A 25,862-nucleotide genomic window follows, 5' to 3' on the forward strand; every position below is an offset into this window, starting at 1 on the left:
ACGGGTCTCATGCGGTCAACTGTCCCTCAAATGGGCATTGTTGGCATGTAGATGTTCATGCTCATAAGGGGGAGCAGTAGTGACGCGTGTGGTGGGCATTGACCTCGGGACGACCTACTCTGCCGTGGCGGTCGCGGACCGCTCGGGCAGCCCGTCCATCGTCCGCAACCGAGAGGGCGAGAACATCACTCCGTCCGTGGTGATGTTCCAGGGCGACACGGTCGTCGTCGGCTCCCAGGCGAAACGCTCCGTTGCGACGGCCCCCGATCACGTGGTGCAGTTCGTCAAGCGCTACATGGGCGAGGCCAACCCGATCTACCACTCGGAGTCCGGCACACCATACCGGCCCGAGGAGATCTCCGCGCTGCTGCTCAAACGCCTCAAGGAGGACGCCGAGATGATGCTCGGCGAGCCGGTCGAACAGGCGGTCATCACCGTTCCCGCGTACTTCGACGACGTGCGGCGCAAGGCGACGCAGGACGCCGGGCGGCTCGCCGGGCTCCAGGTGCTGCGCATCGTCAACGAGCCCACCGCGGCCGCGCTCGTCTACGGCCTCGACCGGTCCTCCGCCGACCGCGAGGAGGGCGGTGAGGACGGCGGGAGGATCGGCATCGTGCTCGTCTACGACCTGGGCGGCGGCACCTTCGACGTCACGGTCATGCGGATCGAGGACGGCGACTACACGGTGATCGCCACCGACGGCGACCGCAACCTCGGCGGCTTCGACTGGGACGGCATGCTGATGAGCCACCTCAACGACGCGTTCATGGCGGCCGGCGGCCCGGACCTCACCGAGGACAGCGGCCTCCAGGCCGAGCTGCGTGACAAGGCGGAGATCGCCAAGCGGACCCTGTCCACCACCGAGCAGGCCGTCGTGATGCTCTCCGCCGGCGGCCGGCACGAGCAGATCCGGGTGACACGCGAGAAGTTCGAGGAGATCAGCGCCGAGCTGCTCGATCGCACCCGCATCATCACCGAGGGCGTGCTGGAGGAAGCCCAGCTCGGCTGGGCCGACATCGATCGATTGCTGCTGGTCGGCGGCTCCACCAGGATGCCCATGGTGCACGAGCTGATCCGGCGGCTCTCCGGCCGGGAGCCGGAGCGCGGCATCGCCCAGGACGAGGTGGTGGCGCTCGGCGCCGCGCTGGTCGCGCTGGACGCCGCGGTGCGTGCGGAGGACGCGCAGGAGAAGCGGAAGTACGTCGGGCCCGGGGCGAGCACCGAGTCCACTCCGGGCAACGGCCTGGCCCGTCTCACCAAGGGGAAGGTGAAGTCCATCAAGGACGTCACCTCGCAGTCCCTCGGCATGATCGCGACCCGTACGGAGAACCACGACCTGCACTACAACGCGGTGATCATCCCGCGGAACACACCGGTGCCGACCAAGAAGAGCGACGTCTTCTGCACCCTGATCGACCACCAGACCAAGTTCAGGGTGCAGGTGACGGAGGGCGAGGGCGAGGACCTGGACTATGTGAGGACGGTCGGGGAGAGCACCATCGACATCCCGTCGTACCCGAAAGACGCGCCGTTCGAGGTGTTCTACGCCTACGACGTCGACGGCATCATCCACGTCGAGGTAAAGGACCTCACCACGGGCAAGTGGCTCGGGGAGTTCGAGGTCGAGCGCCCTGACAACCTGGCCGAGGCCGAGTTCGCCGAGCTCACCGACCGTGTCGCCAGGGTGTCGACCCTCTAGTCGGAACCGCAGCGATGACGACTGACACCCCCGCCGACTACTACGCGGAGTTCGGCATCGACCGGTCGGCGACCACGAACGAGATCTCCCGGCTCCTCGACCGGGCCTTCCGTACCTGGTCGAGCCGGGCCAGTCTGGCCCCCGACGCCACGAAGCGGCGGGAGGCCGAGGACAGGGTCGAGTTGGTCCGCCAGGCACGGTGGGATCTGCTCGACCGCGCACGGCGCGCGGCCTACGACCACAAGCTGGCCACAGCGCGCCAGCGCCCCAGCTCAGAGCAGCGCAAGGAGCCGGCACCCGAGCCACAGCCGGACCCGCCCCACCTTCGGGACTGGGTCGGTCAGGCGCGCGCCAGGCTCGACCGGAAAGACTATGAGGGCGCGCTGTACGAGCTGCGGCAGGCCGTGTACCACGACGACGAAAACGGCGACGCCTGGCAGCTGCTCGGTTGGCTCCACCTCAAGCTGGGTGAGCCGCGGGAAGCGTTGCAAGAGTTCCTGCGGGCCCTGCCGCACTTCCCCCACGAGGCCCTCATCCGTGCCTTCATCGCCCATACCCACGAGCAGCTCGGCGACTCGTCCACGGCCGCCTCCTGGTACCTGGCGGCGGCCCGACTCGTGCCGCACGACGCCGACGCCCAGGTGATGGCCGCCGACAGCCTCCACCGGGCCGGGCGCCACGACGAGGCGCTGAGCACCTACGAGCAGGCCCTGGCCAGGCGACCGAGCGACCGCACCATCCGTGATCGGATCGGCCGGATCTGGTCGCTGCGCGCTGAGGGGGCCATGGTCTGGCACCCGGTCCGGATGCAGTACGTCATCGCCTCGGCCGACAGCGTCCCGGTGGTCACGCACTGCGTGGAACAGGCGCTGGCCGCCGGCGTCTCGGACCCCGAGCTCGTACAGCAGCTCAACACGTACCGGCTGGAAGCCGGCACGGCACTGGCCAGGACGTGGCACTGGCGCCGGGGCACGGGTCCGGTCGTGATCCTCTGCGCCATCGTGATGTTCATGCCCGAGGACGCGTTCCACCTGCTGGGTCTGGCCGGGGTCCTGGGACTGCCGATCGCCATGGGCCTCAAGCCGCGCTGGAAGCACACCTACGACGACGTGGCCCCGTATCTCGGGCCGCAGGCAGGGAGGTTCCCATGACCACGCAACCGCCGCTGCCGCCCCAACCGGCAGAGCCGCCCGACACCCACCTGGTGGAGCAGCCCGGACCGCCGCCGGACCAGGGGCAGGACCCGGCGCGGGACCCCGACCCGTTCGCCGTCGTGGCCGACGCGGTCGACGGCATGCGCGAGGAGTTGGCCGCGCTCGGTGACCAGTTCCGCCGTCGGCTGCTCAACGACCGGGAGACCCGCCGCAGCCTCGACGGGCTGCTGACCGAGCTCGATCACGCGCGCAGGGCAGCCGAGGGCCGCATCGTGCAGCCCCTCCTGTACGACCTCGTGCTCCTCGTCGACCGGGTTGAGCGGCAGGCCGCGCAGGACGACGCGTTCGCCGCATCCGTGGCCATGGAGCTGCTGGCCCTCCTGGAGAAGTACGGCACTACCCGTATCCCCGCCGCGGTCGGCCCGTTCGACCCCGAAACCCAGGAGGCCATCGGGACGACCCACGCGCCCTCCCCGGAGCAGAGCGGGGACGTCGCCGAAGTGGTGCGACACGGCTATCGGGCGGGCGAGCGCATCGTGCGCCCGCAGCAGGTCCGCGTCTACACCGACCGGTGAGCGACGGCCGGATGCGCACCGTCTACGCCCTGCTCACGGGCGTCAACGCCTACCCCGCCGACCGATGCACACCGCTCGAAGGCTGCCTCAACGACGTGGTGGCCGCCGAGGAACTGCTGCGCGGGCGCGCCGGCAGACGGCTGCAACCGATCACGTTGCTGGACGCCGACGTCACCGTGGCCGCGGTCGAGGCGGCCATCCGGGACCACCTCGGTCGTGCCGGCCCCGGGGACACGGCACTGTTCTGGTTCTCCGGCCACGGCACCGAACTGCCCGCCGTCGAGCGGCTCCACCTCGACGTCGAGGCGACCGGCCGCAACCAGGCCCTCGTCTGCGTGGACGGCCTGCTCGTCGACAAGCGCCTCGGTGCACTCCTCAACGAGGTGGCCGCGGGCGGCGCCCACACGGTCGCGGTCCTCGACTGCTGCTACGCCGGAGGTGCCACCCGCGGCCGGCTCCTCACCCCGCGCTTCGTGCCACCCGACCCGGCCTGGCTCGCGGCTGCGGCACGTGACGCCGTCCTTCCCGAGCGGCCGGCCAGGCACGTGCTGCTCGCCGCCGGCCAGCTCGACGAGCCCGCCTACGAGGTCCGGCGCGACGGTCGGACGCACGGCCTGTTCAGCCACGCCCTGCTGGATGCGCTGCGTACGGCGGGCGCCACGACGACGTACCGCGAGCTGCACGCCACCACGACGTCCCGGGTGCAGGTCTCCTGCGCCTACCAGCGACCGGCACTGCTGCCCACGCAGCCCGGTGGGGTCGCCGACCAGCCGTTCCTGGGCGGCGCCGTGGGCCGCCGGCCCAGTCCGCATCTGCTGCGGGCAGACCGGCCGAACAGCTGGCAGGTCGACTGCGGCACGGGCCACGGCCTGCCGCCGGGCCGGGGCACCGAGTTCCGGGTGCTCCGGTCGGGCGATCGTGGCCCGGCGGCGGCCGCGGGGCGGGCGGTCAGGGCGGTGGCCGTGGGCCCGGAGCACACCCACGTCGAGCCGGTGGACTGGGTGCCCAGCGCGGCAGAGGTCTACCCGGTGGCCCTGTCCGCACTGGCCGTGCCGCCCGCCTCGGTCGTCCTGTCCGCACCCGACGGTCCCGCCGCGGCACGACGCACGCTGGAGCGTGCGATCTCGGAAGCCGGGCCCGATGGCGGCCCCTCCCCGTTGTTGCGTATTGTCGGTCGGCCGGAGGAGGCCGGCGATCTGCTGTTCCGGGTCGAGCTGCGCGGGGGACGGGCACACATCCTGCGGCGCGACGGCTCCGCGTTCGTCCACCCGCTGCCACTGGCCGTGCCCGAGGACCGGAACCGCCTCGCGGCCTGCCTCGTCCACCTGACCCGCTGGCACCAGCTACGTGACCTCCAGGCGCCGCACTCTGCGTTGACGGGGCAGGTGCAGCTGGAGATCACCCCGTGGGGCAGCGACGTCCCGCTATTTCCCGGCGGCAACGGAGAGATCGTCTGCCGGTACGGCCTCGGCGCCGCCGGCCCCACACCGCCGCTCGTCTCCGTGCGGATCCGGCACCGGGCCGCCACGGGCCGTCGGCTGTGGTGCCTGTTGCTCGACCTCACCGACAGTTACGCCTCGGACACCGGGCTCTTCGACGACGGTCGCTTCGTCGGCCCCGGCCACACCGGCTACGCGCTGGACAACCGGCCCGTCCAGCTGTCCCTCCCGCCGCACCGGGCACCGCGGCCCGGTGCGCTCGTACAGGACTGGCTGAAGCTGATCGTCTGCGAGGGCGAGCTGAACACCGTGCCCTTCCACCTCGACCGCTGGGACCCGCTGGCACCGCTCGGCAGCCGGCGGGCTTCCCCCCGGCACACGCATGGGGTGCTACGTCTCGACCCGCCGGAACGCAGCCACAGGGACGCCCGCCCGGCCGAGCCGGGCGGTCCGGGCCAGTGGGCCACCCAGACGCTCCCGATACGCACCGTCGTGCCCCCGTGGTGAAGGAAGTCCGCATGCCTGATCGTCACGACCTTGAACTCCTGATGCGCTCCCTGAAGTCGGTGGTCGGTGACGGGCCGTGGACCACGGCGACCAACCGGCTGAGCGCGATGGTCGCCGCGCACGCGGGCACGGCCGATGCCGCAGCGGCCTTCGACGTCTACTTCGCGCAGTGGCGCACCATGCCGGACAGCGATCCGCGCCGCCCCACGTTCGCCGGCTATCTGCTCCAGCTCGTGCCGCTGATGCGACGCAGCGGATCGTGCTGCACCTACGAGCAGGCAGTAGAACTGGCTGCGTCGGCACTGACCGTGCAGGACCCGGAGTGGCAGGCGACGATCATCGGTGTCCGCAGCCTCGCGATGCTGGAAGACCCCGTCACGCAGCGGGACCCGGAGCTGCTCAAAAAAATAATGGAGGATCTCGACACGGTCGCCGGCCGGCTGCCCGAGGGGAGCACCGCCGGTGGCTTCGGAGTCGCCCGCGCGGTGGTGCTGGTGGAATACGCCCGGCTGAGGGGCGGCGAGGCCGAACTCGAGGCGGCCATCGACGAGTTGGTCACGGCCCGGCGGGGCATGGCGCACCGACCGGACGAGCAGGCGTACCTCACCTGCCATATCGCCTGTCTCCGCGCCGGCCGGGCCTACCTCGCCATGGACGCGGACGCGATGGCTCGACACGTCCGCGCGGAGGAACTCGCCCTGGCCCGGCTGCCACGCCGCCATCCGGGGCGGGCCAGCGCCGAGGGATGGCTGGCCGTCGATCGGATCAAGCTCCGGGGCCTGATCACCGAACGCAGGGGCAAGACCTCGCCGGAGCCCCGACCGGGACGCGACGCCCACAAGCCGGCGCACCGGTCCGACCACCACGAACTGGTTCTGGCCGCGATCGAGATACTTGAAACGGCGGAAGCCGGCGAGAACCCGGAAACGGTCGGCAGGGCGGCTGGCCTGCTCCGCGAGGCGATGGCGCAGTGCGACGAGGGTGACGAGCTCTGGGTGCGGTGTGCGGCCCAGCTGGCCATGGCCCTTCTTCTCCAGTCCAGTCTCGTCGCCTGGGAGCCGAAGCCACTGAGCCACCTTTCTCGTGCGGGCCGGCAGATCACCGCCCAGACCAATGAGGCCATCTCCCTGTTGCGGCAGGCCTTTCGGGCCACCGAGGGGCCCGCGCACCCGCTGTGGCTCTCCATCGGCCACGCGCTGGCAGACGCGCTGCGTTCGCGGTCGATGATGTTGCCGTTGTTCCGGACGGGCACCGCCATGCAGATGTGGAAGGAGTCACGGGAGGTCGCCCTCGACGCATTGTCCGGGCTCGCCTGGAGCGCCCTCCTCCAATCCGGTCCGCGGCACGGCATGGAAGCGGGCAGCAGGGCGATGGAAGATCACTGCCTGGACATCGCTCTCTGGTGCATCGAGGACAACGAACTCGATGACGCGGTACGGGCGCTGGACAGCGGCCGAGCACTGGTGCTGCACAGCGCGCAGGTCCACGCCACCGTGCCGGACATGCTGCGGCAGCTCGGCCAGCACGAGCTGGCCGAGGAGTGGCGGGCGGCCGGGCCGGTACCGCCCGATCCGGACCCGGGGGCGCCCGGCCGCCCCGCCACGGTGGCGTTGCCGGCGGCCACCGGCCCCGGAATGCGGCTACGGCGGCAGGCACTGGAGGTGCTGACCGCCTCCCCCTATCGCGAGAAGTTGCTCTCGCCGCCGTCCGCTGCCGAGATCGCATGGGCACTGCGGACGCTCGACACCGACGCGCTCGTCTATCTGGTGCCCGCGAAGAAGTTGTCCCTGCCGCGGCTGGGCGGAAAGGCTCCCGGCGCCGCGCTGATCGTCTCGGCGGACGGGATGATGTGGTCGATCGAGCTGCCGAACCTGCGCCTCGACGCCCCGGAACTCGCCGCGTACCAGGCCGTTGGCGGTGTGGGCCGGGGCCCGCGCAGGGACGCCGGCCCGGCGGATCTACCCCAAACCGGGTGGCTGCCGCAGGCGGCCGAGGCGCTGGATCAGCTGTGCTCCTGGGCATGGCGGTCCGTGCTGGCGCCGCTGGCGGGACAGTTCGACGAGCGCGGCGGCTTCTTCGGTGCTCAATCGGGCGCGTCCCGGCTGCCGTCCGTGGTACTCGTCCCCATCGGAGCGCTCGGCGCCGTGCCGTGGCACGCCTCCTGGCGCTCCGCAGGGCAGGGTCGGCGCTATGCGCTACAGGACCTGCACGTCTCGTACGCGCCCTCGGCCCGGACGCTGTGTGAGGTCGCCGGACGCACACCGGCCGATGTCAGGGCGCCCGGCAGCCCGGCGTTGGTGATCGGGAACCCCACCCGTGACCTGCGCTACGCGGGCGAGGAGGCCGAGGCCATCCACCGGGTGCTCTACCCGCGCGGAACCTATCTCGACGCGGACACCGCCGTGGCGACGCAGGTGTCCGCCCGGTTGGCCGACCTGCGCGGCGGCGTGCTGCACCTGGCCTGTCACGCGCGGGTCGATCCCGGTGAGCGGCACAGCGCGTACCTGGACCTGGCCGCGGGCAGCAGGCTGGCCGCCGAGGAACTGACCGACGGCACGATCGGGCGGTACGAGCTCGGTCTGGTATGTCTCGCCGCCTGCTGGAGCAATGTCTCAAGCCGTGGCTACGACGAGGCGTACAGCCTGGCCACCGCCTTTCTCGCGGCTGGCGCTCACACGGTGCTCGGCTCGCTGTGGCCGGTGCCGGACGAGGCCACCTCCTTGCTGATGTACATGACCCACCACTACCTGCGGCGCGAGTCGCTGCCGCCGAGGCAGGCGCTTCGCCGGGCGCAGCTGTGGATGCTCGACCCACGGCGCAGCATCCCGCCCGAGATGCCGGCCCATCTCGCCGTTCGGGCCCGGTACATCCACCCCGACCATCTGGTCGGCTGGGCCGGCTTCACGCACCAGGGCTGGTGACCGCCGGACTTCGCGTGGGAGCACCACGCCGCCCTGGCTCCGGAATCGACCGGATTCCATTTGCGAGTGCTCATTCATGTGCGTGACCAAAGTGTGAAGACTGATCCTTCCGTGACACGTGGGAGCTCGAGTCTGTGGTTGTATTGGTCAAGCGGAAATCATGACGGCTTCCGCTGTGACGTCGGGCGTGACTGTCCGATTGGTCCTGCACGAAGACCACGCACAGCGGCTCGCGGCATCACGAAACAGTCGGCATCGCAGTTAGGGATATATTTACTATGAGTGACCAGCGCATCGAGACCCAGGAACTCGACGAGACCGCCCTCGACGCGGTCGCCGGCGGCATCGACCTCAGCGGCAGCTTCAGCAACCTGCACCTGGACGTCGTGCCCGGCCCGAACGGCGTGCCGATCGTGACCGGCGGTCACCTCGGTTCCGCCACCCTCACGGTCGGCGACATCTCTTTCTGAGATACGCCGCACACAAAGGTGACGGGCTGCTCTCCGTAGCCCGTCTCCCAGCCGGCCCTCACCGAGGACTCCATTCTCGGCGGGGGCCGTTTCCGTACAATTCCCCCTGACGGGGAAAATAACCAAGGCCAGGGAAAAGAACCAAGGCTTGAGCAGCTAATTGCAGCCGCAAAGAAAACACTCCTTGTTGTCGTGCACTCCAGGAGCGCACGACAACAAGGAGAAGTGAAGGCAAAGGCGGTCAGGAAGCGATACCGTCAAATTGCTTCACCCAGTACGGCGGTGCGTTCAACACTCCGTTCCACTGCGACACGATCAGGGTAAGAGACGACGCACTTGCGCTGCCGGGGTGAATGTAACCCCCGTAGAGGTTCGGCACCTCCACGGAAGTGATCTGCGGAACGGGAACGCTCCACCCCGCGTCCGGACGGGACGCATGGCGGGTGCAGATCGCGCCGAGCTTCACGTCGAAGTAGCTCATGCAGTAGGTGTCGCCGATCCGCTTGACGGAGAACTCACCGGTGTCGTTCCCGGAGAGGATCACCGACGGCGCGGCCGCGGTGGTCCACTTCCACGAGCCGTCAAGGTACGCCCAGTTCTGCTGGGCGCCGAAGTTGCCGTCGCGGAAGTCGTTCGGCTGGATCCGGAACAGCTGGATCGCTCCGCCGTCGGCCGTGTTCCGGTGGGTGCCGTTCCACCGCTTGGAGAAGATGTAGAGCCAGCCGTCGGGGTCGATTCCCGCGAACGACCACATGCCGTACAGGGACTGGTTGGCCCCACGGACGTCACCGTCCCAGTGGTACGAGTAGTCGTGCCACGTCACTCCGTAGTCGTCGGAGTAGGCGACACCGGACATCAGCGAGCCGTCGTAGCCGGCCGGCGGTTCCCAGGTCGCTACGGACGTGTACTGGATGTACGTGCGGCCGCCGAACTCGATGCAGTCGTTGGGGATGCGTGACACCTCGTAGCCGAACCCGTTGTCCGCCTTCGTCCGGTAGTCGAAGAGCTGACGGGCCTGACCGGCGGTGGGCATCGCCCAGGTGAACGAGATCGGGGCGGCCCCTGAGGCGTCGAAGTGGTCCTGGTTGAGCATCACCGGTGAGCCGAGGTAGGTGCCGGTCTGCTGGATGCCCGACCAGGAGTCGCCGAAGACGTAGCCCCACGTGCCGTCGTGCTCCCGGTAGTACGGGATACCGAGGTCGCCGGAGCCCAGGCCCTGCTGGCTCGCCGAGTCGCCGGGCTGGTCGCACAGTTCCTTGTTCCGCTGGCCGGCGGCCTCGGTGGGCGAGGCGTCGGCCAACGTGGCACGGGCCACACCGACCCCGGCGAGGGCGACACCGAGCCCTACGCCGGTCTTCAGCAGCATGCGCCGATTCGGTCGGAAACGATGGGAAGGAGCGGACATGTGGGGGGGATTCCTTTGGTGAGTGTCGGTGTTGCGTCGGTGGACGGGCCTCGTTCAGCGGGGGCCCGTGGTTCCGTCCGGTCCTCGTTCCGTCCGGTCCTCGTTCCGTCCGGACCTGCGGACCGTGCCCGCTCTCCGGACCGTGCCCGCATCTCCCGTGTCCGATCGGTGCAGGCGAGCCTGGTGCCGGGAACGCGAGATGGACAGGTCATGGAGGCGGCCATATATGACCGGTACTCGCGCTACATTCGTCACCTGCGGAAACGGGGTCTCCACGGGGAGGGCATGATCGGTGTCCAGTGAATTCGGTGAACTTCTGCGTCAGTTGCGCCGTCAGGCGGACCTGACGCAGGAGGACCTGGGGCGCCGTTCCGGGGTGAGCGTGAGCACCATCCGCGGCCTGGAAACCGGTAAGCGTTCCAACCCCCGTATGGCCACGGTGCAGGAGCTGAGCGACGCGCTTCGGCTCCTGCCCGGGGACCGCAAGAAGCTTTTGGAAACGGTCGTCGTCCAGAGCCCACGTGACGCCGGGGAGGACAGGGACGCCGCTGCCGGCGAGCCCGCGGACGGCGGCCGGCAGGGCACCCTCGGCGGTGGCACCGCCGGGCTCACCCGCACGGACGCGCCCCGCGGCGCGCCGACACCCGCAGGCGTGGCGGCAGACGCCGCCGAGCAGCTGGCGAGGCTGATGGCCGCCCGCTGGCAACGCGAGGAGGAGCAACGGCACATCCACGATCCGTTCCCCCTCCCGGTCCGCTGGCAGCCGGGTCCTGAGGCGCAGACCGACCACTGGGCCAACATCCTCTGCCTGCCTCCGGGAGGCGACGCCGATCCGCTGGACCTGACCGGCCGGCTGGACGGCATCGCACGGACGTACCGGCGGATCCCGTCCGGGCGGCTGGTGATCCTGGGCCGAGCCGGCTCGGGGAAGACGATCCTGACCCTGCGTCTGGTACTCGACCTGCTCAAGACCCGGACCGACACCGAGCCCATCCCGGTGATCTTCAGTATCGGCACCTGGAACCCCACCACCCACACCCTGCGGGACTGGCTGGCGAAGCGGCTGACCCGCGACCATCCCGGCTACGCCGCGCAGGGCCCGACCGGCCGAAGTCTCGCCGCCGAACTGGTCGATTCCGGCCGTGTGCTGCCCGTGCTCGACGGCTTCGACGAGCTGGCCGAAGGCCTGCGCCGCCCCGCGCTCAAGGCCCTCAACGCCACCGCCCTCCCCCTGGTGCTGACCAGCCGCCCGGACGAATACACCGCGGCCGTGGCACTGGCGGACGTCCTGACCTCTGCCGCGACGATCGAACTGACCGATCTCACCCTCGACGATCTCGTCGGCTACCTGCCGCGCACGACGCGCAAGACCGATGCCGCCGACCCCACCGCCAACGTCTGGGATCCCGTCCTTGCCGAACTGCGGGAACGGCCGCACGACCCCCACGTGGCCCGTGTCGCGTCGGTGCTGACCACTCCCCTGATGGTGGCACTGGCCCGCACCGTCTACAGCGACAGCCCGGACCATGAGCCGGCCGAGCTGCTGAGGAACGAGAGCTTCGGCAGCAGCCAGGCCTTAGAAGAGCACCTGCTCGGCTGCTACGTGTCCACCGTGTACCACCCCGAGCCCGGCCGGGTTCCGGTCGGTGACCGGGCCCGGACCTCCGACCCGGACCGGGTCGGAAACTGGCTGGGCTACCTGGCCCGCCATCTGACCGTTCTCGGCACGCCCGACCTCGCATGGTGGCGGATCGGCAGCGGACTGCGGCGTTCCTCCCAGTCCCTGGTGACCGCGCTGATGGTCGGAATCGCCGTGGGATTCGTCGACTTCGGCGTCGGGACCCTCGTCGGCCCGGTTCGGGTGGCGCTCATCGACGCTCCCATCGTCGGCCTCCTCGCCGGGCTCCTGTTCGGGTTCGCCCACTGGATCACGTTCGGTGTCAGAAACGTGGCCGCCACGCCCTCCGCGGTCCGCCTACGCGTCAGCGGCAGAACGGGGACCTTCACACGGAGTTCAGGTCACCGACTGTTGCTCGGGGCCCTGTGCGGGACCGCCTTCGGTTCCTGCTACGGCATGGCGCTCGGCGTCATACGGGTCCTCTACTGGCACATCGGCATCGCGCAGGGGCTACGGATCGGCATCAGCGACGGGATCATCTTCGCCCTGGTCTTCGGCGGCAGCACCGGGCTCACCTACTGCCTCCTCGGTGTACTGGAAGCCCCGCTCGACCTCGGCTCCGCCGTCGACCCGCGCAGCCTGCTGGTCGCCGACCGGCGTACCGCCCTCACCCAGATGGTGGTGTGGGCGCCCTTCTTCGGTCTCGTGGTGGGGATCGGCAGCTACGTGGTGGTCGCGCTGCTCCAAAGGCCGCTGGGACCGCTCGCGTGGTCGCCCGCGAGCAGCGTGATCGCCGGCGCCCTCAGCGGCTTCGGCGGGGCCGTCGGCTATGGGCTCACGCTGACCGCCTGGGGCCAGTGGGTGCTCATCGCCCGGATCTGGCTGCCCCTGACCGGGCGGCTGCCCTGGGCCCTGATGAGCTTCCTCGACGACGCCTACCAGCGCGGTGTCCTGCGCCAGGCCGGTGCCGTCTACCAGTTCCGCCACGCCCGCATGCAGGAGCACCTCGCCCGCGCCCACCGGGCCCGGACCTCCGAGCTCGGTGGGCCGGCCGATGTCTCTTCCCTCACGTGAGGGGTGCCGTCGCCGGAGGCAGCGGCAGCGGCAGGGCGGATACGCGGCCGATCCTGGGCGTCACTCCCCGTCCGGCACCAACCGCATCGAGATCGAGTTGATGCAGTACCGCTGGTCCGTCGGCGTCGGATACCCCTCGCCCTCGAAGACGTGCCCCAGGTGCGAGCCGCACTTCGCGCACCGCACCTCCGTCCGCACCATCCCGTGCGAACGGTCCTCCAGCAACTCCACCGCGTCGGTGGCGCGCGGGTCGTAGAAGCTCGGCCAGCCGCAGTGGGACTCGAACTTCTCGTTCGACGTGAACAGCTCCGCGCCGCAGGCACGGCAGGTGTAGACGCCCTTGGTCTTGGCGTCGGTGTACTCACCGGTGAACGCGGGCTCCGTGCCGGCCTGGCGCAGTACCGCGTACTCGGCGGGAGTCAGCTCCGCGCGCCACTGCTCGTCCGGCTTCTCGACGTCGTACGCCATGGTGTCAGCCCCTTGTCCATGCGGATTACTGGTTCAGGCGGGTGACGATCTCCGGTCCGAGCTCCGTGACGTCACCCGCGCCCATGGTGAGAACGAGATCTCCGGGCTTCGTCATTCCCGCGACCAGCTCGGCGACGGCCGTCCTGTCGTGCACAGCGGCCACGTCCGCGCCGGCCTCCCGCGCGGCGGAGAGGATCAGGTCGCTGGTCACCCCGGGGATGGGGTCCTCGCGGGCCGGATAGATGTCCAGCAGCAGGGCGGCGTCCGCGAGCGCCAGCGCGGCGCCCATCTCGGCGCCGAGCTGCTGGGTGCGGGAGAACAGGTGCGGCTGGAAGACCACGACGATCCGCCCGTCGGCCGCCGCGCCCCTGATGGCCTCCAGGTCGGCGGTCATCTCGGTCGGGTGGTGCGCGTAGGAGTCGATCACCCGCACGCCGGCCGCCTCGCCCCGGAGCTGGAGACGGCGCTGCACCCCGGTGTACATGGCGAGTGCGGGGGCCAGCTCGGCGACCGGGATGCCCAGGGCGACGCCCGCGGTGAGGGCCGCGACGGCGTTGTGGGCGTAGTGGCGTCCGGGGACCGCGACAGTGAACGTCAGCTTCGCCCCGTCGAGCAGCACGGTGACCTCGCTGGACAGGCCCTGCGGCACGACGGACAGGATGCGCACGTCGGCGCCGGCCGACTCGCCGTAGGTCACCACGCGCAGCGAGTCGGGCAGCCGCCGGACCAGCTCCCGCGCGCCCTCGTGGTCCGCCGCGACGACCAGCGTGCCGCCCTCGACGATACGGTCCGCGAAGATCACGAAGGACTCGTGGATCTCGTCCAGGGAGGCGTAGTTCGCGTGGTGGTCCAGCTCCACGTTGAGGACGATGGCGACCTCGGGGGCGTACTTGTGGAAGCTGCGGTCGCTTTCGTCGGCCTCGGCGACGAAGATCGAACCGGTGCCGTGGTGGGCGTTGGAGCCGGGCACGTCCAGGTCGCCGCCGATGGCGTACGACGGGTCCAGGCCGAGCGACGACAGCGCGACGGCCAGCATCGAGGTGGTCGTCGTCTTGCCGTGCGTGCCCGCCACCGCGAGTGGGCGCAGGCCGTCCATCAGGCCGGCGAGCGCGTCGGAGCGGTGGACGACGGGGATGCCGAGTTCGGCGGCGCGCACCAGCTCGGGGTTGTCGTCGCGGATGGCGGAGGAGACGACCACGCAGGTGGCGTCGGGCGCCAGGTGTCCGGCGGCGTGCCCGATGTGCACGGTGGCACCCAGATCCCGCAGGGCGTGCACGGTGACCGACTCCCGTGCGTCGCTGCCCGCGACCGTCGCACCGCGCTGGGCGAGGATCTTCGCGATACCCGACATTCCGGCGCCGCCGATGCCGATGAAGTGCGGTCGCGCCATCGCGGCAGGAAGGCCGGGTGCCATGCGGTTGTCTCCTCATTGGTGCCGTTCCGGTCCGGGCGACCGGCGGTGGTCAGACTATGCCCTGGGGGCGGTGCCCGTCTGAGCGTACGTGTCCCGGAACGGGCCGGTCGCGGGCGGTCGCGGGCTGGTCAGGCCCGAGCGTGGGAGAACAGCTTCAGGACCGGCACCCCCACCTTGTGGCGGGCCCGAGACGCCCAGTCACGGTGGAAGAACTCCTCCACGTAGTGCGGATCGGTCAGCACGATCACCTCGTCCGCATGCGTCTCCTCGACGAGCGACTTCACGGCGTCCAGCGGATGGTCGTCGACCAACCGTCCGGTGGCCTCGCACCCCGCCGCGTGCAGCGCGGCGAGGGACACCTCGAGAGCCTGCTCCGCCTGGTCGGCGCCCGCGGGACCGTCCGGCGCCGCCGCCTCGCGCGCCGCCTGGTCCAGCTCGCCGATGGCCACGTCGTCGATGGCCCTCAGCAGCCGGTCGGCCTGCTCGCCGCGCGGCTGGAGCAGCACGCTGAAGGAGACGTCCTCATCACCGTGCAAGGTGGTGACGAACTCCACGTCTGCAGACGTCAGGGCCTTCTCGATCATCAGTACGCTTGTGAACACGACAGGCGCCCCTTTCCTCCTTGGGCCCAGCCTCAGACCCCTGCGGAAACCATCCTGCCCCGTATCCGCCCGTGGACGAGGGCTTTCAGCACCCCGGCGACGGCGAATCGGAATGATCTATTCCGACCGGCAGGGTCAGGCCGCACGAACGATCTGCCTGAGGGGTACGGTGCGCGCAGCGTGACTGGTGCGATTCCTATGGCTGACTGCGTATGACTGACTGTGCCGGGTGGGCTCTCCGGTCGCCGACCGTCACCTTCGCTGTTTCGGGTAACGGCCCGGTTCACCGTTTCGGGTAACGGCGGGAACATGTCTTCGACGGCCCGATGCGTTTGTTCCCTGCCTCGGTTGTTCCCTGCCTCGGTTCCTCTCCCCCGTCCTCGTCCCCGGTTCTTGTCCCTCCCAGCTCTTGCCTCACTCCGCTTCTCTCCCGTATCGGCCGTCGTCACGCCTCGGGATCCTGCGGCTCCTCCGGCGGGTCCGCCGGCAGCGGGCGAATCCGCTGGTAGCGGGTGAAGAGGAAGCCTTCGTCCTCCAGGACGGAGACCAGCCGGAGACGGTCCGGCACCGGCACCGCCGGTCCTCCCGCGATGCGCTGCGCCTGGCCCGCGGTGAGCACCGGGGACACCGTCAGGCAGAGTTCGTCGAGCGCGCCGACGGCCACGAACTGGCCGAGCAGCCGCGGCCCGCCCTCCAGCAGCAACCGCGCGTAGCCGCGCTCGGCCAACGCCGCGACCACCTGCTGCGGCTCGACACCCACGCCCTCACCCGCGATCACCACCTCGACGCCCGCACGCCGTGCCGCCGCGACCCGGTTCCCCGGCGCCTCGGCCCCGGTGATCACGAGCGTCGGCACCAGCGGCTCCGTGAACAGCGGCAGCGAGAAGTCCAGGTCCATGCCGGCGGAGACGACGGCGATCGGGGGCGCCGGAGGCTGCCCGGCCGCCGCGCGCCGGGCAGCGAAGTGCCGGCGCGCACGAGCCGGCCGGTACCCCTCCTTCCGTACCGTCTCTGCACCGACGATCACGACGTCGGCCAGCGCCCGCAGCACCCCGAAGATGCGCATGTCGGCGGCGGAGGACAGCGGCTCGGAGTGGCCGTCGTGCTGCCCGGCGCCGTCCAGGCTGGAGACCATGTTGGCGCGCAGCCAGACGTGACGGGGGCGGGCGGGCGCGGAGGCCGGGGCGGGAGCGGAGGCGGGGACCGGCTCCGGATAGGCGTACGCCTCCGCAAGCTCGTCCAGTTCCCACGTCCGGTCCGTCCGGTCCACCTGGTCCTCCCGGTCCGTCCGGTCCACCTGGTCCTCCCGGTCCGTCCGGTCCACCTGGCCCTCCCGGTCCGTCCGGTCCTCCTGGTCCTTCCGTTCCGGAACCGGCGTACCGTCCCCGCCCTGCACGTCCTGCCCGCCGGACGCCGCGGCGTCCGCCGCGTCCGCGTGCCCGGCCTCCTGGCGGCCCGTCCTGCCAGGTGTTTCTTCGGTCACAGGGAACAGTCGTCGCATGCCGTGCAGTGTCGCATGGGCCTTACCCTCGGAAAGCGTGTCCAGCTCCACCCACGCCTCCGGCGACCGCCCGCTGCCCACCGCGGCACCGCCGTCCCTGTGCGCCCGTCGGCCGGACGTGCCGGCGGAGCGCCTCGTGACCGGTCTGGTGCCGCCGCCACGGTTCGGCACGGCGCGCTTCGCGACCTACGTCCCGGATCCGCGGCGCCCCAGCCAGTCCGAGGCCGTGCACACGCTGAGCGGTTTCGCGACAGGGCTCGAACCGGGGCAGGGCGCCGGACGGGCCGGACGGCGCCGCTGGTTCGGGGCCCGCCCGGCGGCCGCGACGCCGAAGGGCCCGCGCGGCGTCTACCTGGACGGCGGCTACGGCGTCGGCAAGACCCACCTGCTGGCCGCGCTCTGGCACGCCGCCCCCGTACCGCCCGAGCAGAAGGCCTTCTGCACCTTCGTGGAGCTGACGCACCTGGCCGGGGCGTTGGGCTTCCAGGAGACGGTGCGCAGGTTGAGCGGGCACCGGCTGCTGTGCATAGACGAGTTCGAGCTCGACGACCCAGGCGACACCGTGCTCGTCTCGTCGCTGCTCGGCCGGCTGGCCGACGCGGGCGTGGCCCTTGCCGCCACCTCCAACACGCTGCCCGACCGGCTCGGCGAGGGCAGGTTCGCCGCGGCCGACTTCCTGCGCGAGATACAGGGCCTCGCCGCGCGCTTTCGCACGGTGCGCATAGACGGCGAGGACCACCGCCACCGCGGCCTGCCGACCGCCCCGCCCCCGCCCACCGCCGAGCAGGTCACCACGACCGCGCACGCCACCGCCGGCGCCCGGCTGGACGACTTCCCGCGGTTGCTCGCACAGCTCTCCGGCAGCCATCCCAGCGGCTACGGCACGCTGACCGAGGGTGTCTCGGCGGTCTGCCTCACCGGGGTGCGGCCGGTGCTCGACCAGGCGACCGCGTTGCGCCTCGTCGTCCTCGCCGACCGGCTGTACGACCGCGAGACGCCGGTCCTCGCGGCGGGCGAGCCGCTGGACCACGTCTTCGGCACGGACATGCTCCACGGCGGCTACCGGAAGAAGTACCTCCGTGCGATCTCCCGCCTCACCGCCCTGGCCGGCGAGGGACAGGCCCTCCTGGACCGCGGCGACCGCGGCGACCGCGGCACAGCCGCCGCCACGGACTGAGCCGCGGTACACACGTCAGGCGTGCTCCGGTGTCCGGCGCAGCACCAGGGAGACGAAGCCAAAGGCGTCCCGGTAGACCCGCAGCCACTCCGAGCGCCGGATGGTGGCCGTCTGAAGCACCTGCGTGCTGTCCGGATCGGCCGGGTGGTCCAGGGCCCACGCGGCCAGCGAACCCCAGCAGGCCCATTCGTAGTCGTCCAGCTCGCGACGTGTGCTGATGTGCCCGTCGACGGGCGTCCATCCGTCGGCGACGACCCGGTCCACGGTGGTCGCCAGGTCGGTGAGGTCCCCGAGCATCTCGACGGCTTCCTGGGAGGGGGCGCGCTCCCAGAACCCCTCACCGATCAGCACGTACCCGCCGGGGGCCAGGTGTCTGCGGGCCGCTGCGAGGGTGGGGAGCAGGCCGCCGAAGGCGTGCGTGGCACCGACGCTGAGCACCAGGTCGAACGGTTCTGACGGGACGAAGTCCTGGGCGTTGCGGTGGTGCAGGGCGAGGCGCTGTCGGAGGCCGAGGGCACTGGCTGCCTGGCGGGCCTGGGCCAGGGCGTCCGCGGAGACGTCCACCCCCTCCGCGTGCAGTCGGGGTCGGGTGGCCAGGGCGCGCAGCAGCCATTCCGCGCCCCCGCAACCGAGGTCGAGCACCCGCTCGTCGCCGCGCGGCAGCCCGCGGGCCAGCAGGCGACTGACCGAGGCGTCGTCGATCGGGCTCTTGATCGGATGCTCGGCATGGGCGATCCGGGAGATCTGTTCGCGATTCACCGGCGCAGCGTGTCAACGCCGCAGAGCAGGCGCACGTGGTTTTCGTTGCGGGTTGTCGGGGGGTGTTCCCGGTTGTTGCCGGCTGACCCTTGCTGTTGTGCCGACTGATCCTTGCCGTTGCCGACTGTTCCTTGCTGTTGCGGGCTGTTCCTTGCTGGTGCGCCCCGTTTCAGTCCCGGCGTGAACACAGGGCGCAGGCCAGCGCGGTGGCTGCCAAGGCGACGAGTGCGCCGGTGGCGCACGGCAGGAGCGGGGCATGCACCACGCCGTCCTGCGAGCCGGTGACCAGGTCGGTCAGCGCGGCGCGCGCCGGGGAGCCGGGCAGCACCAGGGCCAGGATCACCGCCAGCACCAGTGCGGGGACGGCGTGGCCCCGGCTGCGCAGCAGCGGCCGGCTGGTGACCGCTCCCGCAGCGGTTCCGAGCAGTACGCACGCCAGCATCCCGAGCAGACCGGCCGCACCGGCCGGCACCCGCGGCACATGCACCTGGTGGTCACCGCTCGCCGGCTCGCTGATCGCCGTGACCAGCAGGGCGGCGACGGCACCGACCACCGCCGACGTCAGGAACGCGGTCAGCAGCGCGGCGAGGTGCGCCCGCGCTGGGCCGGCGGGCGCGGCGACGCAGATGCGTGCGGCGGGCGGCTCGCCGGTCACGCAGATCCGCACCGACCAGGCCGCCACGGGCAGCAGGCACCCGGCCGTGTAGCCCAGGCTGTCCAGCACCGGCTGGCCGGGCCTGACACCGATCGCGAGCAGGGCAACGTACAGGAACACCGGCGGCAGCCAGCGCTGCGAGCGCAGCAACAGCGCAAGGTGGTACCGCAGCAGGGCACTCATCGGACCACCCCGGCAACCGGTCCGGAACCGGCCCTCTCCCGGGTCACCGACACCACGTGCCACGGCGGCTGCGCCGTCAGCAGGGAGCGCAGGACGGCGTCGGAGTCGGCCGCGGGCACGGCCAGGCGGACGGTTCCGCCCGAGGTGCGCAGGCCGGTCACGTGGTGCGGGCCCACGGGCGGCTGGTTGCGGGGCTCTGCACCGGGCCCCGCGGCACCGTCGGGCCCTGCGCCCGGTGCCTCCGTCGGCGGTGACGTCTCGATGGTCACGAGCGCCCCCGCGGGCCCCGCCGACACGCGGCGCACCGTGCCGCCCGCCACGCGGAACGTCGCATCGGCCGCACCGGCGAGGCGGCGCGGGTCGTGGTCGACGAAGACGACGGTGCCGCCCGCCGCAGTGCGTTCCACGACCGCCCTGTCCAGTTCGGCACGGGCCGCGGTGTCGAGGCCGGTCCAGGCCTCGTCGAGCAGCAGCAGGTCGGGCGCGGCCAGCAGGGCCTGCGCGACGGCCACCTTCTGGCTGCTGCCCTTGGACAGCTCGGACAACGGTGTGTGCAGATATTCCTGGGCACCGAACCGTTCCAGCCACTCACCCGCGGCACGTTTCGCCGCCGGGCCGGACAGGCCGTGAATGCGGCCCAGGTGGGTCAGGTAGCCGGCGGCGGTGAAGGGCAGCCGGGCCGGGAAGCGTTCCGGAACGTAGGCCCTACGGGGCCGCCCGCTGATCCGGCCCGCGCTCGGTGCGTCGACGCCCGCGAGCAGCCGCAGCAGCGTCGACTTGCCACTGCCGTTGGTCCCCTCGACGCGCACCAGCGTTCCCGTGGGCACGTCGAGGTCGACCTCGCGCAGCACCCAGGGACCGCGCAGCCCGTAGCGCCGCCCTACGCCGGTCAGCCGTATGCACACCTCTGACAAGCGGTCACCGGACCCCCGCCCGCCGAGCGCGTCGGGCCTCACGCGCGCCTCCAGCCCCACGTGCGCCTCCCCACCACCGCGGGCACTTCGTGTGCCGCATCCGTCTCCTGCGCACCGTACACATCATCCACACCACACCCGCATGGGCGTGCGCACCCGTCACGCGCCCCATCCTCCTGTCCGCCGCGTCCACCGCCAAGCGCACCCCTGCGCGGGCCGTCCCCCCGCCCCTGGACGGGGCCCGCGAGCACGCCATCCCTGCCTGGCAGACTGGAGCCGTGACCAGTGAGAACACCAGTGAGAACACCGGTGCGGCACCGGTGGGCGGCGAGGACACGGGCGGCCGCGCGCTGCCGGAACCGGCCGGCGGCGCCCAGGAGAGCCCGTTCCGTTCGGCTCGTTCGCCGCGCGACGAACCGCCGCAGTTCGTGCTCCCGCTGGTGGTACACATCGAGCGGGCCTCGCCTCCGTCCCGTACGGATGCGCTGGAGACCGCGGCCCGTGCGGTGCTGGTGATGCTGAGTGATCCCCGTGCGCAGGGCGACGGGCCCTGGGCGCAGGCGGTACGGGACTGGCAGGACGGCCGGATCCGCAAGGTCGTGCGCCGGGCGCGGGGCGCCGAGTGGCGGCGCGCCCAGGCGCTGGACGGCATCACGGTGACCGGCGCTTCGGCGGAGGTGCAGGTCTTCCCCCCGGTACCGTTGGACGGCTGGCCGAAGGACCTGGCGCGGCTCCAGGTCTCGGGCACCGTGCTGGACGATCCGCAGCCACCCCCCGACGCGGACCCCGACACACCGACACTGTGGATAAGCCCACATGTCGACATGACAGCGGGCAAGGCCATGGCCCAGGCCGGGCACGGTGCCCAACTCGCCTGGTGGGACCTCTCCGAGACGGAACGCACCGCCTGGCACGCCGCCGGCTTCCCGCTCTCCGTCCGCACCGCCGATCCGGCCCGATGGCACCGGCTGACCACGAGCGGCCTGCCGGTGGTGCGTGACGCGGGCTTCACGGAGATCGCGCCCGGGGACACGGTCGCGGTGGAGGGCCACCACCGGGTGGCGGACCTGAAGGCGACAGGACGCCCCTGACCCACCCTCACCCCGGCCCACCGCACCCGAACACGCCCGCCGCCAAGCTCAAATGTTCCTCTGAACGCGCGTCCGAACGGTTGGGCCGGGCGCACGCTGGTGAGGAGACCCGCAGCACCGGATGCGCCGGCCTGCCCCGAACGGCGGCAGTCTGCGCGGATGACGGCACTCTGCCCGAACGGCGGCAACCCACCGGCCGGCAAACGGCCCACGGCAACGCACGGCGCCGCAACCGATCGACCGACCGGGAGCAGCCGTCCCGGTGGGCGGAGGGCCACCGGGACGGAGCGGCCGGGCCGGCGGGCCTCCGGTGCCGGGCCCGTTCGGGTGCGGGGGGACGTGACGGAGGAGGGCACATGGAGCGGCTCGGAACCGGGATCGGCTGGCGGCCGGAGATCGCCGAAGCGGTGGAGCAGATGCCGGGCGTCGACTGGGTGGAGGTCGTGGCGGAGAACGTCTGCCCGGGTCACCTGCCCGCCTCCCTGCTGCGACTGCGCGAGCGCGGCGTGACCGTGGTGCCGCACGGGGTCGGCCTCGGGCTCGGCGACGCGGAGCGGCCCGACCCCCGGCGCCTTGCCGAGCTGGCGGCACGCGCAGAGGCGCTGGGATCGCCGCTGGTCACCGAGCACATCGCCTTCGTACGGGCGGGGGGCGAGCTGACCGCTTCGGCGCATGTCGAGGCGGGGCACCTGCTGCCGGTCCCCCGGACCCGGGACGCGCTGGACGTGCTCTGCGAGAACATCCGGATCGCCCAGGACGCCCTGCCGGTACCGCTCGCCGTGGAGAACATCGCGGCGCTGTTCTCCTGGCCGGGTGAGGAGCTGACGGAGGGCCGGTTCCTGTCCGAGCTGGTGGAGCGCACCGGCGTGCGCCTGCTCGTGGACGTGGCCAATCTGCACACCAACCACGTCAACCGCGGCGAGGACCCGTCGAAGGCGCTGGACGAACTGCCCGTGGAGGCCATCGCCTACGTGCACGTGGCGGGCGGCTACCAGCGTGACGGCGTCTGGCACGACAGCCACGCCCATCCGGTCCCCCGTCAGGTCCTCGACATCCTCGCCGACCTGGCCGCACGGACCACTCCGCCCGGCGTCCTGCTGGAACGCGACGAGAACTTCCCGGCACCGGCGGAGCTGACGGCGGAGCTGGACGCGATACGGGAGACCATCACCACGGCCGCCCATGCCGCGCGCCCCGGAGGCTCGCGCGCACCACGGCGTACCGGGACCGGAACACCTGCGACCCCTGCGACCACGCCCTCCCAGCCCTCGGTCACGTCCTCCGACGCCGCGCCGGACACCGGTCCCGCACGTCAGCGCCTGGGGCTGGCGCAGGCGGCCCTGTTGTCGTCACTGGTCGCCGGGACCCCCGTTCCGGAAGGGTTCGACCGGGTGCGGCTGACGGTGCAGAGCCGGGCGCTGGCCAGGAAGCGGGCCGATGTCGTGGCGAAGGTCGCGCCCGAGCTGCCGCAGATCCTCGGCGCCGGCTATCGCGCCGCCTTCCTCGCGTACGCCCGGAAGCGGCCACTGACCGGCGGTTACCGGCGCGACGCGCTCGACTTCGCCGAGCAGCTGCTGCTCGCGGGCGAGCCGACGGACGCGGGCGCGCGGCGTCGGCTGACCGCCTGGTGGCTTGAGCGGTCCGGTCCGAAACCGCCGTCGGACCGTCCCGTCGCCCGGCTGGTACGGGCGGCGCGGGTGGCGTTGCACCGCGGGTGACCGCGGTGCCGCCACCCTCCGCCGCACAGGAGGAGGACGCGGGCCGTCAGGCCAGGCCCGCGACGAGCTCGGTCACCGACCTGCGGCGCCCCGTGTAGAAGGGCACTTCCTCGCGCACGTGCCGGCGCGCTTCGGAGCCGCGCAGGTGCCGCATCAGGTCGACGATGCGATGCAGCTCGTCCGCCTCGAAGGCGAGGATCCACTCGTAGTCGCCCAGCGAGAACGAGGCGACCGTGTTGGCCCGCACGTCGGGGAACCCGCGGGCCATCTTGCCGTGGTCGGCGAGCATGGTGCGGCGCTCTTCGTCGGGCAGCAGGTACCAGTCGTAGGAGCGCACGAACGGGTACACGCTGACATACGCGCGGGGCGTCTCGTCGGCGAGGAACGCGGGGACGTGCGAGCGGTTGAACTCGGCGGGGCGGTGCAGCGCCATGTTCGACCAGACCGGCTCCATGGCGCGGCCGAGGCGGGTGCGGCGGAAGAGGTTGTACGCCTCCTGGAGCTGGTCGGAGCTCTCCGCGTGCCACCAGATCATGAGGTCGGCGTCGGCCCGCAGCCCCGAGACGTCATAGGTGCCGCGCACGACGACGTCCTTCGCGGCGAGCTGGTCGAACAGCTCCTCGACCTCGGCCGCATGGCCGGCGCGGTCCTCGGGGAGCGCCTCGCGGAGCCGGAAGACGGACCACAGGGTGTAGCGGATGGTGTCGTTCAGGTCCTTGGCCTTCTTCCCGGCGTTCGGAACGCGCTGGGGGGGCTGGGCCTCGCGGTCATCGGAAGCAGCACTCATGGGGTTATTGTCCCGCGCGGTCGCGGGCGCCGTGCACCGGGTGCCGGCTGTCCGGGCCGCCGGCCGCGACGTCGCCCAGGTCGCCGCCCACCCGGTCGACGGCCGCGTACGCGCTCGCGATGCAGGCCGGGATGCCGACGCCGTCGTAGGCCGCGCCGCACACCACGACGCCCGGCAGCTTGGCCAGGTGCTCGCGTATCCGGCCGACGCGGGTCAGGTGCCCCACCGGATACTGCGGCAGGCCCTGGTGCCAGCGGGTGACCACGGAGGCGACGGGCGTGGCGGCGAGCCCGGTCGCCTCGTGCAGGTCTTTGCGTGCGACGTCGACCAGCTCGGCGTCGGTGCGCTCCAGGATCGCCTCCTCGCCGTGCCGGCCCACCGAGGTGCGCAGCACGAACAGCTCGGGGTCCTCGTCGGCGACCCACGACCACTTGTGACCGGAGAAGGTGGCGGCCTTGATGGTGCGACCGTCGACGGGCGGCACGAGGAAGCCACTGCTCTCGGGCAGCCGCGCGGCGTCCCGCCGGTAGGCGAGGGTGACCAGCGCCATGGACGCGTACTCGACGGCGCGCAGCTCGGCGGCCGCTTCCGGGGACTCGGCGGCCAGCAGGCCGGCCGCCGCGGGCGCGGGCAGGGCGAGCACGACCGCGTCGGCGTCGAGGACCGTCTCACCGCCTGCCGCTCCGGGCAGCGCCCGGTCGCCGCTCCCCTGGCTCCGGGCCTGGGCGGGCGGCTCCTCGACGGGTCGGCCGGTGAACGTGACCCGCCAGCGACGCCCGCCGGCCGGGCCGGGCGCGTCAGCCGAGCCGTACCCGGCACCCCGCCCGTCAGCCGCCGGGCCGTCCGGCAGCCGGCGCAGACCGGTGACGGACGCTCCCGTCAGGATCCGGCCGCCACGGTCCCGCACCGCGTCGGCGACGGCGAGCGGCAGCCGTCCGATGCCGCCTTCGATGCCCATGAAGACGGGCCCCGACTGCGGGCGGCCCGCCGCGTGCTGCTGGAGTGCACGCACTCCTTCGGTGAGCGAGGTGTGGCTGCGGGCGACCTCGAACAGCTGCGGCACCGCGGCCCGCATCGAGATGCGGTACGCGTCCCCCGCATAGACACCGCCGAGCAGGGGCTCCACCAGGCGGTCGACCACCTCGCGGCCGAGCCGCCGGGCCACGTGGTCCCCGACCGCGACATCGTCGCCGACCTCGGTGCGCGGCAGGGTGTCGTCCTGCGCGATACGGCGCAGGCCCTCCTCGGAGAGCACTCCGGCGAGCGTCGCCGCGTCGCCCGGCACGCCCATCACATGGCCCTTGGGCATGGGCCGCAGCGCGCCGCGGGTCCACAGCGCCGCGGTGGCGGTCCCGGGCCGCTGGAGCTGCTCGGCGAGGCCGACCTCCCGTGCCAGGGTCACCGCCTCGGGGCGGCGGGCCAGCATCGACTCGGCGCCGAGGTCCACCCGGACACCGGCGATCTCCCCCGGGAGCAGCTTGCCGCCGAGCCGGGGCGACGCCTCCAGGAGGGTGACCGTCGCGCCCTGCCCGAGCAGCCGGTACGCGGCGGCCAGGCCGGCGATACCGCCGCCGATCACGACGACATGCCTTCTGATCACGTCCGCGCCCTCTCCTCCGTGGCCCCGCGCCCCATGCCCCCACTGTCTCAGACCCGCCCGAACTGCCACCTCCGGCCTGTGGATAACTGCCCGTCCGCGCTCACAAGAGGCGCCCCGGAGCCGCCACGCGC

General features: G+C 71.9%; 20 protein-coding genes. 10 read left to right on the forward strand and 10 right to left on the reverse strand.

Annotated features, from left to right (window positions below):
* The first annotated feature begins 79 nt into the window (after positions 1-79).
* From NQO67_RS31535 to NQO67_RS31560, 6 genes are all read left to right on the forward strand, one after another.
* On the forward strand, positions 80-1,699 hold the full coding sequence (locus tag NQO67_RS31535; protein WP_255953746.1) for an Hsp70 family protein: 1,620 nt from the start codon (positions 80-82) through the stop codon (positions 1,697-1,699).
* A gap of 14 nt (positions 1,700-1,713) precedes the next feature.
* On the forward strand, positions 1,714-2,850 hold the full coding sequence (locus NQO67_RS31540) for a tetratricopeptide repeat protein (protein WP_255953747.1): 1,137 nt from the start codon (positions 1,714-1,716) through the stop codon (positions 2,848-2,850).
* On the forward strand, positions 2,847-3,428 hold the full coding sequence (gene grpE, locus NQO67_RS31545; RefSeq protein ID WP_255953748.1) for a nucleotide exchange factor GrpE: 582 nt from the start codon (positions 2,847-2,849) through the stop codon (positions 3,426-3,428). The genes NQO67_RS31540 and grpE overlap by 4 nt, the downstream gene beginning before the upstream one ends.
* Positions 3,425-5,374, forward strand: coding sequence for a caspase family protein (locus tag NQO67_RS31550; protein WP_255953749.1), 1,950 nt, complete (start codon positions 3,425-3,427; stop codon positions 5,372-5,374). The genes grpE and NQO67_RS31550 overlap by 4 nt, the downstream gene beginning before the upstream one ends.
* Before the next feature lie 11 nt (positions 5,375-5,385).
* Positions 5,386-8,295: a CHAT domain-containing protein gene (locus NQO67_RS31555; protein ID WP_255953750.1), complete on the forward strand. Its 2,910-nt coding sequence runs from the start codon at positions 5,386-5,388 to the stop codon at positions 8,293-8,295.
* A 278-nt stretch (positions 8,296-8,573) separates the two neighbouring features.
* Positions 8,574-8,765, forward strand: coding sequence for a hypothetical protein (locus NQO67_RS31560; RefSeq protein WP_255953751.1), 192 nt, complete (start codon positions 8,574-8,576; stop codon positions 8,763-8,765).
* Between the two features lie 241 nt (positions 8,766-9,006).
* Here the strand turns inward: NQO67_RS31560 and NQO67_RS31565 are convergent, their stop codons facing one another.
* Positions 9,007-10,131 carry a glycoside hydrolase family 183 protein gene (locus NQO67_RS31565; RefSeq protein WP_255953752.1) on the reverse strand — a complete coding sequence of 375 codons (1,125 nt, stop codon included), beginning with the start codon at positions 10,129-10,131 and terminating at the stop codon, positions 9,007-9,009.
* Between the two features lie 331 nt (positions 10,132-10,462).
* Between NQO67_RS31565 and NQO67_RS31570 the strand changes: the two genes are divergently transcribed.
* Entirely contained in the window at positions 10,463-12,862 is a 2,400-nt protein-coding gene (locus NQO67_RS31570) for a helix-turn-helix domain-containing protein (RefSeq protein WP_255953753.1), read from the forward strand.
* A gap of 60 nt (positions 12,863-12,922) precedes the next feature.
* Here the strand turns inward: NQO67_RS31570 and msrB are convergent, their stop codons facing one another.
* From msrB to NQO67_RS31590, 4 genes are all read right to left on the reverse strand, one after another.
* The gene (msrB, locus tag NQO67_RS31575) at positions 12,923-13,330 is read right to left on the reverse strand and encodes a peptide-methionine (R)-S-oxide reductase MsrB (RefSeq protein ID WP_255953754.1); all 408 of its coding nucleotides are present in this window, start codon (positions 13,328-13,330) and stop codon (positions 12,923-12,925) included.
* Between the two features lie 25 nt (positions 13,331-13,355).
* Entirely contained in the window at positions 13,356-14,744 is a 1,389-nt protein-coding gene (murC, locus tag NQO67_RS31580; RefSeq protein WP_255953755.1) for a UDP-N-acetylmuramate--L-alanine ligase, read from the reverse strand.
* 128 nt (positions 14,745-14,872) lie between these two features.
* Complete coding sequence (locus NQO67_RS31585; RefSeq protein WP_255953756.1) at positions 14,873-15,346, reverse strand: indole-3-glycerol phosphate synthase; 474 nt, start codon at positions 15,344-15,346, stop codon at positions 14,873-14,875.
* A 445-nt stretch (positions 15,347-15,791) separates the two neighbouring features.
* On the reverse strand, positions 15,792-16,847 hold the full coding sequence (locus tag NQO67_RS31590; protein WP_255953757.1) for a pyrimidine reductase family protein: 1,056 nt from the start codon (positions 16,845-16,847) through the stop codon (positions 15,792-15,794).
* A gap of 37 nt (positions 16,848-16,884) precedes the next feature.
* Between NQO67_RS31590 and zapE the strand changes: the two genes are divergently transcribed.
* Positions 16,885-18,024 (forward strand): cell division protein ZapE, encoded by a 1,140-nt coding sequence (gene zapE, locus NQO67_RS31595; RefSeq protein WP_255953758.1) that lies wholly within the window; start codon positions 16,885-16,887, stop codon positions 18,022-18,024.
* A gap of 15 nt (positions 18,025-18,039) precedes the next feature.
* On the opposite strand, the gene NQO67_RS31600 is transcribed toward zapE, so the two are convergent.
* The 3 genes from NQO67_RS31600 to NQO67_RS31610 form a co-directional block, all read right to left on the reverse strand.
* Entirely contained in the window at positions 18,040-18,783 is a 744-nt protein-coding gene (locus NQO67_RS31600; RefSeq protein ID WP_255953759.1) for an SAM-dependent methyltransferase, read from the reverse strand.
* A gap of 169 nt (positions 18,784-18,952) precedes the next feature.
* Positions 18,953-19,621, reverse strand: coding sequence for an ABC transporter (locus NQO67_RS31605; protein ID WP_255953760.1), 669 nt, complete (start codon positions 19,619-19,621; stop codon positions 18,953-18,955).
* On the reverse strand, positions 19,618-20,535 hold the full coding sequence (locus tag NQO67_RS31610; RefSeq protein ID WP_255953761.1) for an ABC transporter ATP-binding protein: 918 nt from the start codon (positions 20,533-20,535) through the stop codon (positions 19,618-19,620). Before NQO67_RS31610 ends, NQO67_RS31605 begins: the two co-directional genes overlap by 4 nt.
* A gap of 350 nt (positions 20,536-20,885) precedes the next feature.
* On the opposite strand from NQO67_RS31610, the gene NQO67_RS31615 reads away from it, so the two are divergent.
* On the forward strand, positions 20,886-21,626 hold the full coding sequence (locus NQO67_RS31615) for a peptidyl-tRNA hydrolase (protein ID WP_305126527.1): 741 nt from the start codon (positions 20,886-20,888) through the stop codon (positions 21,624-21,626).
* Positions 21,627-21,982: 356 nt separating this feature from the next.
* Entirely contained in the window at positions 21,983-23,344 is a 1,362-nt protein-coding gene (locus NQO67_RS31620) for an MbnB/TglH/ChrH family RiPP precursor modification enzyme (protein ID WP_255953762.1), read from the forward strand.
* A gap of 46 nt (positions 23,345-23,390) precedes the next feature.
* On the opposite strand, the gene hemQ is transcribed toward NQO67_RS31620, so the two are convergent.
* Both hemQ and hemG read right to left on the reverse strand, forming a co-directional pair.
* Positions 23,391-24,131 carry a hydrogen peroxide-dependent heme synthase gene (gene hemQ, locus NQO67_RS31625; protein WP_255953763.1) on the reverse strand — a complete coding sequence of 247 codons (741 nt, stop codon included), beginning with the start codon at positions 24,129-24,131 and terminating at the stop codon, positions 23,391-23,393.
* A 4-nt stretch (positions 24,132-24,135) separates the two neighbouring features.
* Entirely contained in the window at positions 24,136-25,731 is a 1,596-nt protein-coding gene (hemG, locus tag NQO67_RS31630; RefSeq protein WP_255953764.1) for a protoporphyrinogen oxidase, read from the reverse strand.
* Between the last annotated feature and the right edge of the window lie 131 nt (positions 25,732-25,862).

Source organism: Streptomyces odontomachi (assembly GCF_024435355.1).
Taxonomy (GTDB): Bacteria; Actinomycetota; Actinomycetes; order Streptomycetales; family Streptomycetaceae; genus Streptomyces; species Streptomyces odontomachi.